Origin of the sequence: Mesorhizobium sp. M1E.F.Ca.ET.045.02.1.1 (genome assembly GCF_003952485.1) — a bacterium.
GTDB lineage: Bacteria > Pseudomonadota > Alphaproteobacteria > Rhizobiales > Rhizobiaceae > Mesorhizobium.
Window position 1 is genome coordinate 5556194 of the sequence record NZ_CP034447.1, and the last position, 15816, is coordinate 5572009.

The window sequence follows — 15816 nt, forward strand, 5'->3', positions numbered from 1 at the left end:
TTTCTCCCTGATCTTTCTGGGGGTTAGAGTGAGAGCATCACACGCACGAGCGGGGCCAGAGCCTGGCCGATCCGCCGTGTGTTTTCGGCATCGAGATGGACACCGTCGAGCGGCGTTGTCGTTGCCACGGTGCCCGCATCGAAGAAGCCGCAGCCGGCCTCGTCGGCCAGCGCCGAATATTGCGGCGCCAGGCGCTTCGAGGCGTCGTCGCCGCCGGCGAACATTTCCTTGAATTCGGCATTGTCGGTGCGCGTTACCGCAGGCGGCGCGACGATGAGTATCTGCGGCGCCGGCCAGTCGAATGGATAGTCATGGCCGCGCACGATATCGATCAGGCGCTGGATGCCCTGCTTGGCGGCGACGGGATTGCCGTGGATCCATGGCTTCATGTCGTTGGCGCCGAGCATGATGATGACAAGGTCGAGCGGCGCGTGGCTCGTCAGGATCGTCGGCAACGTCCTCGCGCCGTTGCGGTCCGCACCGGCCAGGTAATCGTCGAAGGCAGTGGTGCGGCCGTTGAGGCCCTCGGCAATGACCTCAATGCCCTCGCCCAGCGCCGCCTTGAGCACGCTCGGCCAGCGGTCTTCCAACGCATGGCGGCCGAGGCTGGCGGCGTCGTAGCCCCAGGTCAGCGAATCGCCGTAGCAGAGAATTGTCTTCATGCCCTTACCCCATCCCTGCCGAACGGTGCCGACGAGCGCTTGAGCCGCCAGCGCACGAACAGCCATTGCACGATGATCGCCACAACGCCGGGCAGGATCAGTCCGGCAACGATCGAAAGGTCGCTTGCGGTCGCCCGGTTCTCGGGCGGCACCGAAAACGTCCAACCGGCGAGCGCGACCAGAATGATCGCGAAGATCGCAAGCAGCCACCAGAACATCCGGTCGACCGCCCGAACCGGCTCAGCGCGGAACTGGACCAGGAAGAAGGCGATCGTCACGACGATGAGGATCATCACCGTTGCGGCGAAGACCAGAATGTATTCTTCGGTCGCGCCGGTAAGCACGGCCAGTTCCTGCACGACCAGTCCGCCAGCCAGACCGGATAGGATGAAGGCGAAAAGGCTGGTGAAGAACTTCCGCACCGCCTCTTTTCCTTCCTAGACCAGCATGCCCATCGGGTTCTCGATCATGCGCTTGAAGGCGCCGAGCAGTTCCGCGCCGAGCGCGCCGTCGACGGCACGATGATCGGTGGACAAAGTTACCGACATCACGGTGGCGATCTTGATCTCGCCCTTCTTCACCACTGCGCGCTCTTCACCGGCTCCGACCGCGAGAATGGTCGCATGCGGCGGGTTGATGACGGCGGCGAAATCCTTGACGCCGAACATGCCGAGATTGGAGACGGCCGTGGTGCCGCCCTGGTATTCTTCTGGCTTCAGCTTGCGGCTGCGGGCACGGCTCGCCAGATCCTTCATCTCGTTGGAGATGACCGACAGCGTCTTTTCATCGGCGTGGCGGATGATCGGGGTGATCAGGCCGCCGGGGATCGACACGGCCACGCCGACATCGGCATGCTTGTGCTTGACCATGGCGCTGTCGGTCCAGGAGGCGTTGGCGTCCGGCACCGCCATCAGCGCCATCGCCATCGCCTTGATCACCATGTCGTTGACCGAGAGCTTGTAGGCGGGAACTTCGCCCTTCTCGGTCTTCCGCATCGGCGCCGCCGCATTGAGCTGCGTGCGCAGCGCGAGCAGCGCGTCGAGCTCGCAGTCGAGCGTGAGGTAGAAATGCGGGATGGTGCTCTTGGCCTCGACGAGGCGGCGCGCAATGGTCTTGCGCATATTGTCGTGCGGGACGAGCTCGTAGGAGCCTTCCGCGAACAGCTTCAGCACCTGATCGTCCGACATCGGCTTCGCAATCGGCGCGGCCGCCGGTGCCTCGGCCGGGGCCTTGGCGGCAGGCGCTGCCTTGGCTCCGCCGGAAGAGATCGCCGCCTCGACATCGGCCTTCACCACGCGGCCGTGCGGACCGGAGCCGGCCAGCGCCGCCACGTCGACACCGGCATCCTTGGCGATGCGGCGCGCAAGCGGCGAAGCGAAAACGCGCTCGCCGCCGGCATGGCCGTTGGCGACCGGAGCGGGCTCGGCCTTAGCCGGTGCAGGCGCTGGAGCGGAAGCTGCCGGCTTCGGCGCTTCCTTGGGCGCTTCGGCCTTCGGAGCCTCCGCTTTCGCGGCTTCCGCTTTCGGCACGGCGCCGCCGTCGGCTTTTGCAGCAGCGCGGGCATCCTCGCCTTCACCGGCCAGGATGGCGATCACGGCGTTGACCTTGACGCCTTCGGTTCCGGCCGGAACGACGAGCTTGGCGACGGTGCCTTCATCGACGGATTCGACTTCCATCGTCGCCTTGTCGGTCTCGATCTCGGCGATCACGTCACCGGGCGAAACCTTGTCGCCTTCCTTGACCAGCCACTTGGCGAGATTGCCCTCTTCCATGGTCGGAGAGAGCGCCGGCATGGTGATGTTGATCGGCATTTTTCCTCCTCAGTTCCGCCCGGTCAGCGAACGGTGCTGGATATTGAACTGCTCCGACATTCTGCCGCGATAGCCTTCTTCCAATGCCTGAAGCGTCTCGATTTCAGGTATGCCATCTTGTTCCAGTCTCATCCTGGCTATGTGCATGCCGATATCAGCAAGCACCATTCCCCAGTTGTGAGCGTTTGGTCCAAAGAGGTCTTGCATCGTGACGACCGCGTCCGAACCAATCCAGACGCGGAGTATTTCATTGAATTCGCTACTCTCGACGACCATCGCGGGAACTTCTAGTTCGCGCGACATCTTGTTAACCCCGGTACGTGACGGCTTTGACTGCCTCGACGACTTCGCCGACATTGGGCAGCGCCAGCTTCTCGAGGTTGGCCGCATAAGGCATCGGCACGTCCTTGCCTGCGATGGTGATCACCGGCGCATCGAGGAAGTCGAAGGCGCGCTGCGAGACCTGGTTGGCGATGTGGTCGCCGACCGAGCTCTGCGGGAAGCCTTCTTCCACCACCACGAGACGGTTGGTCTTCTTCACCGAGGCGATGATGGTGTCGAAGTCGAGCGGGCGGATGGTCCTCAGATCGATGATTTCGGCATCGATGCCCATGCCGCGCAGTTCGGCCTCCGCCTTGACCGCATAGGTCATGCCGATGCCGAAGGAGACGATGGTGACGTCCTTGCCCTGTTTGTGGACGCGCGCCTTGCCGATCGGCAGCACGAAATCGTCGAGCTTCGGCACGTCGAAGGACTGGCCGTAGAGGATCTCGTTCTCGAGGAAGATGACCGGGTTCGGGTCGCGGATCGCCGCCTTGAGCAGGCCCTTGGCGTCGGCCGCCGTATACGGCATCACCACCTTCAGGCCGGGGATGTGGCTGTACCAGGCGGCGTAGCACTGCGAGTGCTGGGCGGCGACGCGCGCGGCGGCGCCGTTCGGTCCGCGGAACACGATCGGCGCGCCCATCTGGCCGCCGGACATATAGAGCGTCTTCGCGGCCGAGTTGATGATTTGGTCGATCGCCTGCATGGCGAAATTGAAGGTCATGAACTCGACGATCGGCTTCAGGCCGGCCATGGCCGCTCCGACGCCGACGCCGGCAAAGCCGTGCTCGGTGATCGGCGTGTCGACGACGCGACGCGGTCCGAATTCCTGCAGCAGGCCTTGCGTGATCTTGTAGGCGCCCTGGTACTCGGCGACCTCCTCGCCCATGACGAAGACGTCGCCATCGCGGCGCATTTCCTCAGCCATGGCGTCGCGGAGCGCCTCGCGCACCGTGGTCGAGACCATCTCGGTGCCAGCGGGGATGTCCGGATCGGCCGCGACTTCCGTTTTCGGCGCGGCCGCGACGGGTGCCGCGGCTTCGCTCTTGGCTGCGGCCGGCGCTGGCGCTGCCGCAGCCGGTTCGGCCTTGGCAGGCTCTTCGCCGACGCCTTCGCCGGCCTTGTCGACGTCTTCGCCATCGACCGCAAGCACGGCGATCACCGCATTGACCTTGACGCCTTCGGTGCCGGCGGGAACCACGATCTTGGCCAGCGTGCCTTCGTCGACGGCTTCGACTTCCATCGTTGCCTTGTCGGTTTCGATCTCGGCGATCACGTCACCGGCGACGACCTTGTCGCCCTCGTTCTTCAGCCATTTGGAAAGATTGCCCTCTTCCATCGTCGGGGAAAGCGCGGGCATGAGAATTTCGATCGGCATGTCCTTGCCCTCTCCTTAGAGTACGATGTCGGTCCAGAGCTCGGACGGATCCGGCTCGGCGTCGTTCTGGGCGAATTCGGCGGCGTCGGCGACGATGTCGCGGACTTCCTTGTCGATGGCCTTGAGCTCGTCCTCGCTCGCCCACTTCTTGTCGAGCAGCCGCACCCTGACCTGCTCGATCGGGTCGTGCTCCGAGCGCATCTTCTGCACTTCCTCCTTGGAACGGTACTTCGCCGGATCGGACATCGAGTGGCCGCGATAGCGGTAGGTCTGCATTTCGAGGATCAGCGGCCCGTTTCCGGCGCGGCACCATTCGGTGGCGAGCTCGGCGGCCGACTTTACGGCGCGGACATCCATGCCGTCGACCTGGATGCCGGGGATCTTGAAGGATGCGCCGCGATGCGAGAAATCGGTCTCGGCGGACGAGCGCGACACGGACGTGCCCATGGCGTAGCGGTTGTTCTCGATGATGAAGATCACCGGCAGCTTCCACAGCGAAGCCATGTTGAAGCTCTCGTAGACCTGGCCCTGGTTGGCGGCGCCGTCACCGAAATAGGTCAGCGAGACATTCTTGTTCTCACGATAGCGGTTGGCGAAGGCGAGCCCGGTGCCCAGAGACACCTGCGCGCCGACGATGCCGTGGCCGCCGTAGAAATGCTTCTCCTTGGAGAACATGTGCATGGAGCCGCCCTTGCCTTTCGACAGGCCGCCGCGGCGCCCGGTGAGCTCGGCCATGACGCCGCGCGGCGAAAGCTCCATCGCCAGCATGTGGCCGTGGTCGCGGTAGGCGGTGATCATCTGATCGCCTTCGATCAGCGCCATCTTCATGCCGGTGACGACGGCTTCCTGACCGATATAGAGGTGGCAGAAGCCGCCGATGAAGCCCATGCCGTAGAGCTGGCCGGCCTTCTCCTCGAAGCGGCGGATGAGCAGCATGTGCCGGTAGGCGGAAAGCTCTTCTTCCTTGGTGAATTCGGCTGGCTTTGGTGCGGAAAGGTTCGGCGATTTGCCGTCGGATTTGGATTTGGATTTGGCAGGCGCTTTTCTGGCGGCGGTGGCCATGCATCACTCCCTGTTGGCGTCTCTTCGCGGACATTTCAGGGAGAGCGATCGCCTCCCCACCGATTTGAGCGAGGCTAACACGCAAGGGTGCATTGCGCCATGCTGAAAAATGCATGGCTGGCATGCGTCTAAGCGACTAGAATCATTGCGAATAAGTTCGATTAACCGGAATTCGGTTATTTCGTCGAGGCAGGCAGCATGATGGTGATTTCGTCGGGCTGCGAGAGATTGAGCGCCTTTCGAGCCTGTTCGTCAAGCATGTCCTTTTCCAGCGTGCCTTCATGGAGGAGCTGGACGCGGCGCTCGAAATCGACCCGGCGCGCCTTGACCGCGTCGAGCTGGGCCTGCAGTTCGGCCGCCTGGGCCTGCAGCCGATACTTGGAATAGATGCCGAATTCGCCATGATAGGCATGGAAGCCGAAATAGGTCAGGAACAGCACGCACAACGACGGAATGATCAGCCGGCCGGTGTTTCTCTTCTTGTGCTGACGTGTCCACATGACCCGAACCCTCGCGGCCGCGAACGCAAGCGGCCATTTGAGTCTTTTTCGCCCGATTGTGCTTAATGGACGGTTACGGCCGGTCGGGTCGAGGTTTGCAAGAACAAAAAAGGGCGGGATGTCCCCGCCCTTTTATGGTTCCAAATGAGCCGGATCAGCCTTTGATCACCGACTTGCCCGCGTAGCGCGCCTGCCTGCCGAGCTCCTCCTCGATCCGGATGAGCTGGTTGTACTTGGCCATGCGGTCCGAGCGCGACAGCGAGCCGGTCTTGATCTGTCCGCAATTGGTGGCGACGGCGAGGTCGGCGATGGTCGAATCCTCGGTCTCGCCCGAGCGGTGCGACATGACGGCGGTATAGCCCGCCTTGTGCGCGGTCTCGACGGCGTCGAGCGTCTCGGTCAGCGAGCCGATCTGGTTGACCTTGACCAGGATCGAATTGGCGACGCCCATGCGGATGCCGTCGCGCAGCCGCGCCGTGTTGGTGACGAAGAGGTCGTCGCCGACAAGCTGGGTCTTCGTGCCGATCAGGTCGGTCAGTATCTTCCAGCCTTCCCAGTCGTCCTCGGCAAGGCCGTCCTCGATGGTGATGATTGGATAGTCGGAGGCGAGCTTGGCAAGGTATTTCGCCTGCGCTTTCGGATCGCGCGTCTTCTTCTCGCCCTCATAGACGTAGTTGCCGTCCTTGAAGAACTCGGTCGCGGCGCAATCGAGGCCGAGGGCTACGTCCTCGCCCGGCTTGAAGCCGGCCTTCTCGATCGATTCCATGATGAAATCGAGCGCCGACGGCGCGCTCTTCAGGTTGGGGGCGAAGCCGCCCTCGTCGCCGACATTGGTGTTGTGGCCGGCGTCCTTCAGCTTCTTGCGCAGCGTGTGGAAGATCTCGGAGCCCCAGCGCACGCCGTCGCGCAGCGTCGGCGCGCCGACCGGCAGGATCATGAATTCCTGAAAGTCGATCGGATTGTCGGCGTGGGCGCCGCCATTGATGATGTTCATCATCGGCACCGGCAGGACATGCGCCTTGGTGCCGCCGACATAGCGGTAGAGCGGCAGGCCGGCGGCATCCGCGGCAGCCTTGGCAACCGCCAGCGACACGCCGAGGATGGCGTTGGCGCCGAGGCGGCTCTTGTTCGGCGTGCCGTCGAGCTCGATCATCGTCTGGTCGATATGGATCTGGTTCTCGGCCTCCATGCCGCCGATCGCCTCGAACAGCTCGCCGTTCACCGCCTCGACGGCGCGCTCGACGCCCTTGCCGAGATAGCGCGGTCCGCCGTCGCGTACTTCGACCGCCTCGTGCGCGCCGGTCGAGGCGCCGGACGGCACCGCGGCGCGGCCCATCGAGCCGTCTTCCAGCACCACGTCGACCTCAACGGTCGGATTTCCACGGCTGTCCAGGATTTCACGCCCGACAATGTCGATGATGGCGGTCATTTGCGATGTCCCCGATTGATCGATTGAAGCGTCGCGCCCCTCTTAGCCAAAGCACCGCAAAAGGCAATCGGGCCGCCTGCAAATATTGCCGGCGGCAAGAGTCACGATGCGCAAATTTCTGTCATCATAAGTCATGCGCATGACCGGCCCTTCTGAACTATGATCGGGTTCGCGCGGGGCGAAACAGGAGGAGTTTCGCCATGTCCCAGTTGAGCGGTATCGTGAGTTTGTTCCTGATCGCGGCTGCGTTCCTGACGTCGTGCGACAGCCAGAAACCCCAGCAAAGCTCCGTGGAGCTTTTTCACGCGACAGAGTAGCTCGAACAGAGTGGTTGAGACGTTCAAGGCCCCGGTTCTCCGGGGCCTTTCGCTTTCAGCCAGCCGACCTGGTTGGTCAATGCCAGTAAGGCTTTACGTGATAGTATTGGAAGGACGCATCGCGGGCTGCTTCGCCATCGGCGCCGGTCAGCTCCTTGATCGAGTAGGCCGGCGCCGCCTTGAGCTGGTCCTTGGTGAACGGCACGACATAGCCGCCTCTATCTTCGTCATAGTCGAGCGTCGCCCACGGAACGGCATGATATTTCTCGCCCATGCCGAGAAAGCCGCCGAAGCCAATCACAGCGAACATGATGCCGTTCGACATCTTGTCGAGCATGACATCCTCGATGCTGCCGATGCTGTCGCCGGCGGTGTTGTAGACCGAAGTACCGATGACGCGTGAGGCGGCAATGGCTTCGGTATGCCCAGACGGGGTGGTCATTGTTGTGCTCCTCTCATTTGAATGTCCGTCTGGACAATGAGGGGAGCGGGCGAAGGTTCCAGACTTTTCCGCCGGCGGCCTGATCCTAATCGGCAAGGATGAAGGTCACCTTCATATTGACGCGATAGGCGGAGATCTTGCCGTTCTCGATCACGATCTTCTGGTCCTGGATCCAGGCGCCTTCCACGTTCTTCAGGGTCTTTGCGGCGCGCGCAATGCCATTCTCGATTGCGTCCTGAAAGCTTTTGTTGGACGACGACGTGATCTCGGTGACCCGGGCGACAGACATGGCTTCCTCCTGCCAACGCACTCAGTTGCGAAGAAGAGCGTACAGCCGGCGGTTGCCAGCGACAAGCCAGACGAGATTGCAGGCTCGCCAGCATTGGCTCCCCGTCGCATTGCATGGCATTGTCGCATCAGGGGGTGGCGATGAGCGGAAAGCGCAATCGGCGGCAGACCAGTGTGCAAGCGCCGGCGCCGGTGGTCGACGCCAACGCCGCCAATGCGTCCAGCGGATACTTCTTTGCCGGCGGCATGGGCCTGATCGGCATATTGATCGTCTGGTGGTTCGAGCTCCCACTCAACTTCGACGTCACGGATCGCGAATTCAATCCGCTGATCTTCATCCCCGTCGTATTCGTCCTCATTGCGCTCTACTCGCTGCTGAAGGCGATCCGCGACACGTTGCGGGTTCGCAAGTTCGGCACGACGACACTTGTCGCCGGACCCGCGACGGCCGGCCGGCGCTTCGAAGGTTCGGTACGATCAAGCCGCGATCTGGCGCCGGACGGCGACTACACGGTGCAACTGAAGTGCATCCGCACCTACCGGGTCGGCGGCCCGATCGTGAACACCAGCGGGACGCAAAAATCGACCTACAAGGACGAGCTCAAATGGCAGGAAACGATCGCCGTGCCATGCGCGTCGATCCGGTCGAGCGCAGGCATTCCCTTCGCTTTCCAGATACCGCCCGAGGCGCTGGCCTCCAAAGGGCCGCCGATATATGAGCGGGTGGATGGCAATGTGCGATGGATCCTGACCGTCAGCGCTCCCATGCGGGGGCTGGACTACTACGCCGTCTTCGCAATCGACATGCGTGGCGCCGGAAGCAGAGAATGACGGGGCGGGACTTAGCGCCCCTTTGCGACGCGGTCGAATGCCATCAGCTTTTCCAGCAAGGCCGGCATGTCCTTGAGAGGCACCATGTTGGGGCCGTCGGAAGAGGTCGAGTTGTCCGGATCATGGTGGGTCTCGATGAAGACCCCGGCGACGCCGACGGCGACGGCTGCGCAGGCCAGTGTTGCCACGAAGCGCCGCTCACCGCCGGAGGAGGCGCCCTGCCCGCCCGGCTGCTGCACGGAATGAGTGGCGTCGAAAATCACCGGCGCGCCGATCTCGGCCATGATCGGCAGCGCGCGCATGTCCGACACCAGCGTGTTGTAGCCGAAGGATGCGCCGCGCTCGGTGACCAGCACGTTCGGGTTGCCGGAACCCGTGATCTTGGCGACGACATTCTTCATGTCCCAGGGCGCGAGGAACTGGCCCTTCTTCACGTTGACGATTTTGCCGGTCCGCGCAGCGGCGACAAGCATGTCGGTCTGGCGCGAAAGGAAGGCCGGTATCTGCAGGACGTCGACATGCGGCGCCACGATCGCGCATTGCTCCTCGGTGTGGACGTCGGTCAGCACCGGCAGTGAAAACGTCTTGCGCAGATCGTCAAAGATGGGCATCGCCGCGTCGAGCCCGGCTCCGCGCGTCGCCGACAGCGAGGTGCGGTTAGCCTTGTCGTAGCTCGTCTTATAGACGAGGCCGATGCCCAGCCGCTCAGTCAGTTCCTTCAGCGCGCCGGCCATGTCGAAGGCGTGCTGGCGCGATTCGAGCTGGCATGGGCCGGCGATGAGCGACAAAGGCGCATTGTTCGCGAAGACGACCTTGCCGACAGTTACCGATGTATTAGGCGCCAGGGGCTCGCTCATGGGATCTCCCGAAAGATGAAGGCCGCGCCCTGACCGGGCGCCGGCGGCACGACAATATCGTTGCCGCTCATGTTGTGTTCGATCGCGTTCGTTGCAAGCAGGCGCGCGGCGGCGGCCGTGTCGCGGATCGAGAAAATGACCGCCGCAAAACGCATATCCGAAGAGACCCCCGCCGAGAGACCGAAGCGTGAGGCAAATGCGTCGGGCGCCATGATGCTCAGGATGGCGTTGGGCAACTCAACCTTGTCGCCCGCTTCCACCCTCTTGCCGGCAGCGGTGGACACCAGCCCGGCCTGGCTCGAAGGCCTGTCGCTGACCGCGACGATCTCGACGATGCCGGTCGCCCCATTGGCGTGAGCCTGCAGCGCGGTGCGGTCGATGTTCGGCGCGTTGATGCGCTCGCAGGCGAAGAGGAATGCGTCCGTTGCCTCCCTGCCGGTCGCGAATGCCAGTTTGAACGACGCCATATCGCTTTTCCCGCCCGCGTCGGTGAAGGCGCGCGAAAAGCTCAGCGTATCTCCCGCCGACACTCCCGCCTCGACATAGCGCGCGTGGTCGGCATCGGCATCGGCCGTGCCGAAAACGATAGCGGAAAAACCCTCGTCGCCGAGCTTGTTGCGGTAAAGGCGGTCGCGCGCGACGAAGACGTTGCCTTCGCCTATCGCCCTCACCGCCGTTTGCTCATCGCTGATGGCCAGCGGCTCCAGATAGGTTCCATCGGCGAGAAAAACACAAGCGTTCTCGGTTCCGAAAGGATGGACGCCGGTTGGCGCAACGATAAAGCCGAGCGACGAGAGGCGCTGCCTCGCGACCTCGAGGCTCCGTGTGGGCAGAACCAAATGGTCGAGCGGGTGGGTCGAAGTTTCGATCATGCCGGCGCGGTTTGCCTCATTCCGGGAACGGGTTCAAGGCCCGGCGTCAGCGAAGCGACTGGCCGCTGGTTCAGGCGGCGGCCACGACGTCCGCCGAATAGCGCAGTTCGCGCAACGGCTTCACCCTGCTGGTCGTCTCCGCATAGATCGGATGTGCCTTATAGGCAGCGAGGGCTGCCTCGTCCTCAAATTCAGCATAGACGACCACATCGATCGCGTTGGAGAACAGATCGACCTTGGTGTTGAGCGTCACCTCGAAATGTTTCGAGTGCGGGATATGGCCCAGTGCCTGCAGGCCGGACCGCACGGCCCCCACATCTTCCTTGCGCCTGACGCTGAAGAAAACGATGTGCCGGATCAATCCAGCCTCCTTGATCGACAGGTGAGCGCGTTTTTGTGGGAGCGGGGCCGTCGCGTCAACCGGCAACGATGTCGCGCCCTGCAGTCGAGACGGCAGCGCCGGCCTCAGGCTGCTCCGGTGACGTAGCGCACGATGCGCGACATCTCCCTGACGGTCGCATCGAGGTAGCGGCCCTGATTGTAGAGGCCGTCCCAGATCAGGAAGAAGGTGATGGCGACGATGACGATCACATAACGCATGGCTAAAGCTAACGCATGTCTCCGGCCGGAACCAGAGAGCCTTGGCGGCAATTGTCCGAGGGCACTGCTTTTTGTGCTTCATGCGCCTTCCCGGCAGTTTTGATGCCTCACCCTCGGCGGGCGATGCCTGCGGAGCCGCGACATGAAGAGCCGCAGCGTGCGACCACAAAAACTCCTTATGCGACCTTCCGGCGCGCCGGTGGATATGGATTCGGCCCTGCCGCGCTTCAAAGCGCGATGCGGTATTTGGCAAATCCCGCCTCGCCCTCGCCCGCCGGCTCGATCTTCAGCGACTTCACCTGATCGATGAAGTCCTTCGCCCTGGGGCCGGTCTCGAAGACGACGCTGGTTCCAGACAACGGCGCGAACGACCAGTTGCCGTCCGCCGACGGGTTGATCGTGCCTTCGCTGACGATGTAGCGCACGATCACGTCGCGATTGGTGTCCGGCGCCTCGTAAATGATCTTGGAAGCGTTGATGTCGGGGAAATTGCCGCCGCCGCCGGCGCGGTAGTTGTTGGTGGCGACCACGAATTTCGCCGCCGGATCGATCGGTTTGCCGTCGAATTGAAGGTCGACGATGCGGCTTGAGCCGGCGTTGGCCACGCCGCCCTTTGAATCGTATTTCGGCGGCTGCGACAGGTCGATCCTGTAGGTGACGCCGTCGATGACGTCGAAATTGTAGGACGGGAAATCGGTGTTGATCAGCGGCTCGTCCGCCTTGCCGGCCTCGATCCTGTTGAAGATGCCCGCCGACATCTCCAGCCATTCCTTGACTTCGGCGCCGGTGATTTCGACCGCCCGCACCGTGTTGGGATAAAGATAGAGATCGGCGACGTTCTTGATGGCGACATCGCCCACCGGAACGTCGGTGTAGTAGTCTGCGCCATTGCGTCCGCCGGCCTTGAAGGGTGCGGCCGCTGAGAGCAGCGGCACATCCTTCCACTGCGTGCTCTTCAATATGTCCTTCAGGTACCAGCTCTGCGCCTGGTTGACGATCTGCACCGAGGGATCGTCGGCGACCAGCGCGAAATAGGAATAGAGCGGCGCGGAGGTCTTGCCGACGGGGCGGCGGACATAGGCGAGTGTCGCCTCGTGATCCTGCTCGAGCGCGGCGATGATGCGCTTGTCGTCGCCGACCGTCGCCTTGTTCTTGTTGTCGACGCGCTCATAGATCGGCCGCGCTTCGGAGGTCGCCGAGACGACACGCCATTTCGAGCCGTCGCGCTCCAGCAGCAGGTCGATCAAGCCCATATGCGAGCCCCAGAAGCCGCCCATCACCGCCGGCTTGCCCTGCAGCGTGCCTTTCTCGGTGTCGACGCCATCGAGCGCCTGAAAATCCTTCTTGCCGGGGAAGACGAGATGCTGGTGGCCGGTGAAGACCGCATCGATCCCCTCGACGCCGGCGACGAAGAACGAGGCATTCTCCATCATGTCGCCTTGCTTGACGTCGATGCCGGAATGCGAGAGCGCAATGACGATGTCGGCGCCCTCCTCCCTGATCTGCGGCACCCAGGCCTTGGCCGCTTCGACGATGTCGCGCGTCTTGACGCTGCCTTCGAGGTTCTTCAGGTCCCAGACCATGATCTGCGGCGGCACGAAGCCGATGACGCCGATCCTGATCGGCTGCTCGGCGCCGGACCCGTCCTTGATCTTCTTGTCGAGGATGACATAGGGCTTGAGGTAGAGCTTGTCGTCGCGCGGGTTGGCGGCAAGCGCGGTGCCGCGGATCAGGTTCGCGCAGACGAAGGGGAAATTGGCGCCGGCCAGCACCTTGTCCATGAAGGACAAGCCGTAATTGAATTCGTGGTTGCCGAGCGTCGAGCATTCATAACCGAGCAGGTTCATGCCCTTCATGATCGGATGCAGGTCGCCGTCCTTCAGGCCTTTCTCGTAGGCGACGTAGTCGCCCATCGGATTGCCCTGCAAAAGGTCGCCATTGTCGATCAGCATCGAATTGGCGGCTTCCTTGCGCACCGCCTCGATCAGCGAAGCCGTCCGCGACAGGCCCATCGTGTCGTTCGCTTTGTCGGCGTAATAATCATAGGGCAGCAGGTTCACATGGATGTCGGTCGTCTCCATGATCCTGAGGTGCGCCTGATTGGCCTGAGCACGGACGGAAAACGGGTGCAACATGATCAGCGCCCCGCTGGCGGCGGCGCCGGCCAGCAGCGAACGGCGAGTGACGAGCGGTTGTGACATTGCTTCCTCCTCTTCGACAACGCGACAACCCCTGCCCCTGGGTTCGGAACATGGCGCTGAAGGCACTTTGAGTCCACGTCTGTTGGAAGCCTGTTGATCACGACAAGGTGACGCGTCGATGAAACAGGCTTGGCGGGCAATCAGCGCTTGTCGTCGTCGCCCTGGGTGATCAGCCGGGCGCTGCGCTGCCCTGTGAGATATATCCATAGCCAGCTAAGCGAAACCGCGAGCCTGTTGCGGAAATCGATCAGGAAATAGATGTGGGCGATGCCCCAAAGCCACCAGGCGAGCCAGCCGGTGAGCTTGATCCAGCCGAAGTCGATCGCAGCGGCGCGCTTGCCGATCGTCGCCAGATCGCCATCATGCCGGTAGCGGAACGGTCGCGGCGCCGTATCGCCGGCAAGCCGCGCCTTGATGGTCGCGGCGACATGCTGGCCCTGCTGCTTGGCCGCGGGGGCGACGCCCGGCACCGGCTTTCCATCCGGCCGCAACAGATGCGCCGTGTCGCCGATGACGAAGATGTCCGGGCCGCCCGGCACGGTGAGATCGGGCTCGACCAGCACCCTGCCGGCCCGGTCGGCCGACGCTCCCAGCCATTCCGCTGCCGGGGAAGCGGCGACGCCGGCCGCCCACAGGATGGTCCTTGCCGGCAAATGAGTGTCGCCGAAGACGACGCCTTCGGCATCCAGTTGCGTGACGGCATGGCCGAGCTCGACCGTCACGCCAAGCCGCTCCAGCGCTTTCCGCGCATAGGCTGAGAGCTCCGGCGCGAAATTGGCGAGTATCCGGTCGCCGGCTTCGATCAGCACCACGCGCGCCTGCCGCGTATCGATGTTGCGGAATTCGCCACGCAGCGTGTCGTGCGCGAGCTCGACAATGGTGCCGGCAAGCTCCACGCCGGTTGGCCCGCCGCCGACGATGACCAGCGTCAGCAATGCCTGGCGCGTGGCCGGATCGGTCTCTCGCTCTGCCTGCTCGAAGGCAAGCAGGATGCGGCGCCGGATTTCGGTGGCGTCCTCGAGCGTCTTCAGTCCGGGCGCGAAAGGCTCCCATTCGTCGTGGCCGAAATAGGCGTGGCGCGCGCCGGTGGCGAGCACCAGCGTGTCGTAGGCGACGGCGCTGCCATCATCGAGCAATACGCGCTTGGCCTGGCGGTCGACACCGGTGACATTGCCAAGCAGCGTCGTCACGTCCCTGCGCTCGCGCAGCAGATGCCGGATCGGCCAGGCAATCTCCGAAGTGGCCAGCGAGGTGGTCGCCACCTGGTAAAGCAGCGGCTGGAACAGGTGATGATTGCGCTTGTCGATCATGGTGATGCGCACCGGCGCTGCGGCCAGCGCGCGGGTCAGTTCGAGACCGCCGAAGCCCGCGCCGACGACAACGACATGATGCTTGGCCTCGTCCATTCTCAGTCACCTCGCCAAACCAACCAGATAGCCTAGATGTAAGCAGTTTTGTGCACTGCAACAACATTGCCGCTGGCCACGCTCCTGCCCGGGAGTCGCCGCTGGGTGTCGTGAACGCGCATGCCGCTCTGGGAGCGTCGGGTATAGCGTGGGGCAGAGCGACAGGAGTGAAGCATGACTGACAATCGCGATGACGAGAGCCCAGCCCAATACGCCTCGCCGCCTTGTTTCATGCACGAACTCGACCCGACTTATCGGATGCCGCTCTCCGACTGGACCGATGTCAGGCGCTGGCGCAAGGCGGAGCGCGAACGGTTGATCGGCGCCCGGCTTGCCGTCTCAGCAGATGCACGCGCGGCCATGTCGGCGCGCATTGCCGAGAGCCTCGACGCGCTGATCGGCGACGTTGCCGGCCGCATGGTCAGCCTCTACTGGCCGTTCCGCGGCGAGCCGGATCTGCGCGGCTGGATGGTGTCGGTCAACGAACGCGGCGGCCGCACGGCGCTCCCCGTCGTCATCGAGAAAGGCCATCCACTGGTGTTTCGCGCCTATGCGCCGGGCGACCGGCTGGAAAAGGGTGTCTGGAACATTCCGATCCCCGCCGTGGGCGATCCGGTGCTGCCGGACATCGTGATCTCGCCAATGGTCGGCATCGCTCCCGGCAACTTCCGGCTGGGCTATGGCGGCGGCTTCTACGATCGCACGCTGGCCGCGATGCCGTTCCGGCCGCTGGTCATCGGCGTCGGCTATGAATTGCAGCGCATTCCGACCATCTACCCGCGGCCGCACGACATCCCGATGAGCGAGGTGGTGACGGAGGCCTATGGGGCCTAGAA

General features: G+C 63.3%; 18 protein-coding genes. 2 read left to right on the forward strand and 16 right to left on the reverse strand.

The annotated features are described in order from the left end of the window. Nucleotides 1-23: 23 nt before the first annotated feature. From EJ070_RS26775 to EJ070_RS26820, 10 genes are all read right to left on the reverse strand, one after another. Nucleotides 24-662, reverse strand: a complete 639-nt coding sequence (locus EJ070_RS26775; protein WP_126094054.1) for an SGNH/GDSL hydrolase family protein — start codon at nt 660-662, stop codon at nt 24-26. Next, nucleotides 659-1084 (reverse strand): hypothetical protein, encoded by a 426-nt coding sequence (locus EJ070_RS26780; protein ID WP_126094055.1) that lies wholly within the window; start codon nt 1082-1084, stop codon nt 659-661. Before EJ070_RS26780 ends, EJ070_RS26775 begins: the two co-directional genes overlap by 4 nt. A 15-nt stretch (nt 1085-1099) precedes the next feature. Further along, a complete protein-coding gene (locus EJ070_RS26785; RefSeq protein ID WP_126094056.1) occupies nt 1100-2473 on the reverse strand; it encodes a pyruvate dehydrogenase complex dihydrolipoamide acetyltransferase in 1374 nt (457 codons plus the stop codon). Between the two features lie 9 nt (nt 2474-2482). Continuing rightward, on the reverse strand, nt 2483-2776 hold the full coding sequence (locus EJ070_RS26790; RefSeq protein WP_189350087.1) for a DUF5076 domain-containing protein: 294 nt from the start codon (nt 2774-2776) through the stop codon (nt 2483-2485). A gap of 4 nt (nt 2777-2780) precedes the next feature. After that, the gene (locus EJ070_RS26795; protein WP_126094058.1) at nt 2781-4175 is read right to left on the reverse strand and encodes a pyruvate dehydrogenase complex E1 component subunit beta; all 1395 of its coding nucleotides are present in this window, start codon (nt 4173-4175) and stop codon (nt 2781-2783) included. Between the two features lie 15 nt (nt 4176-4190). Further along, entirely contained in the window at nt 4191-5237 is a 1047-nt protein-coding gene (gene pdhA / locus EJ070_RS26800) for a pyruvate dehydrogenase (acetyl-transferring) E1 component subunit alpha (RefSeq protein ID WP_126094059.1), read from the reverse strand. Between the two features lie 176 nt (nt 5238-5413). Next, the gene (locus tag EJ070_RS26805) at nt 5414-5737 is read right to left on the reverse strand and encodes a septum formation initiator family protein (protein WP_126094060.1); all 324 of its coding nucleotides are present in this window, start codon (nt 5735-5737) and stop codon (nt 5414-5416) included. Between the two features lie 154 nt (nt 5738-5891). After that, nucleotides 5892-7166 carry a phosphopyruvate hydratase gene (eno, locus tag EJ070_RS26810; RefSeq protein WP_126094061.1) on the reverse strand — a complete coding sequence of 425 codons (1275 nt, stop codon included), beginning with the start codon at nt 7164-7166 and terminating at the stop codon, nt 5892-5894. Nucleotides 7167-7559: 393 nt separating this feature from the next. Then, nucleotides 7560-7925: a PRC-barrel domain-containing protein gene (locus tag EJ070_RS26815; RefSeq protein ID WP_126094062.1), complete on the reverse strand. Its 366-nt coding sequence runs from the start codon at nt 7923-7925 to the stop codon at nt 7560-7562. A gap of 85 nt (nt 7926-8010) precedes the next feature. After that, nucleotides 8011-8214 (reverse strand): dodecin family protein, encoded by a 204-nt coding sequence (locus EJ070_RS26820; RefSeq protein WP_126094063.1) that lies wholly within the window; start codon nt 8212-8214, stop codon nt 8011-8013. A gap of 140 nt (nt 8215-8354) precedes the next feature. Here EJ070_RS26820 and EJ070_RS26825 point away from each other — a divergent pair, with 140 nt between their 5' ends. Continuing rightward, nucleotides 8355-9044: a hypothetical protein gene (locus EJ070_RS26825; protein ID WP_126094064.1), complete on the forward strand. Its 690-nt coding sequence runs from the start codon at nt 8355-8357 to the stop codon at nt 9042-9044. Nucleotides 9045-9055: 11 nt separating this feature from the next. Here the strand turns inward: EJ070_RS26825 and kdsA are convergent, their stop codons facing one another. From kdsA to EJ070_RS26850, 6 genes are all read right to left on the reverse strand, one after another. Beyond that, nucleotides 9056-9901, reverse strand: coding sequence for a 3-deoxy-8-phosphooctulonate synthase (kdsA, locus tag EJ070_RS26830; protein WP_126094065.1), 846 nt, complete (start codon nt 9899-9901; stop codon nt 9056-9058). Next, a complete protein-coding gene (locus tag EJ070_RS26835) occupies nt 9898-10773 on the reverse strand; it encodes a VOC family protein (RefSeq protein ID WP_126094066.1) in 876 nt (291 codons plus the stop codon). The genes kdsA and EJ070_RS26835 overlap by 4 nt, the downstream gene beginning before the upstream one ends. A 70-nt stretch (nt 10774-10843) precedes the next feature. Then, a complete protein-coding gene (locus EJ070_RS26840; RefSeq protein ID WP_126094067.1) occupies nt 10844-11134 on the reverse strand; it encodes a Dabb family protein in 291 nt (96 codons plus the stop codon). A 104-nt stretch (nt 11135-11238) separates the two neighbouring features. Continuing rightward, nucleotides 11239-11373 (reverse strand): hypothetical protein, encoded by a 135-nt coding sequence (locus EJ070_RS37495; RefSeq protein ID WP_281059629.1) that lies wholly within the window; start codon nt 11371-11373, stop codon nt 11239-11241. A 227-nt stretch (nt 11374-11600) separates the two neighbouring features. After that, nucleotides 11601-13574 (reverse strand): bifunctional 2',3'-cyclic-nucleotide 2'-phosphodiesterase/3'-nucleotidase, encoded by a 1974-nt coding sequence (locus EJ070_RS26845; RefSeq protein WP_126094068.1) that lies wholly within the window; start codon nt 13572-13574, stop codon nt 11601-11603. Nucleotides 13575-13714: 140 nt separating this feature from the next. Beyond that, nucleotides 13715-14980: an NAD(P)/FAD-dependent oxidoreductase gene (locus tag EJ070_RS26850; RefSeq protein ID WP_126094069.1), complete on the reverse strand. Its 1266-nt coding sequence runs from the start codon at nt 14978-14980 to the stop codon at nt 13715-13717. Nucleotides 14981-15154: 174 nt separating this feature from the next. Here EJ070_RS26850 and EJ070_RS26855 point away from each other — a divergent pair, with 174 nt between their 5' ends. Further along, complete coding sequence (locus EJ070_RS26855; protein WP_126094070.1) at nt 15155-15814, forward strand: 5-formyltetrahydrofolate cyclo-ligase; 660 nt, start codon at nt 15155-15157, stop codon at nt 15812-15814. The last annotated feature ends 2 nt before the right edge of the window (nt 15815-15816 follow it).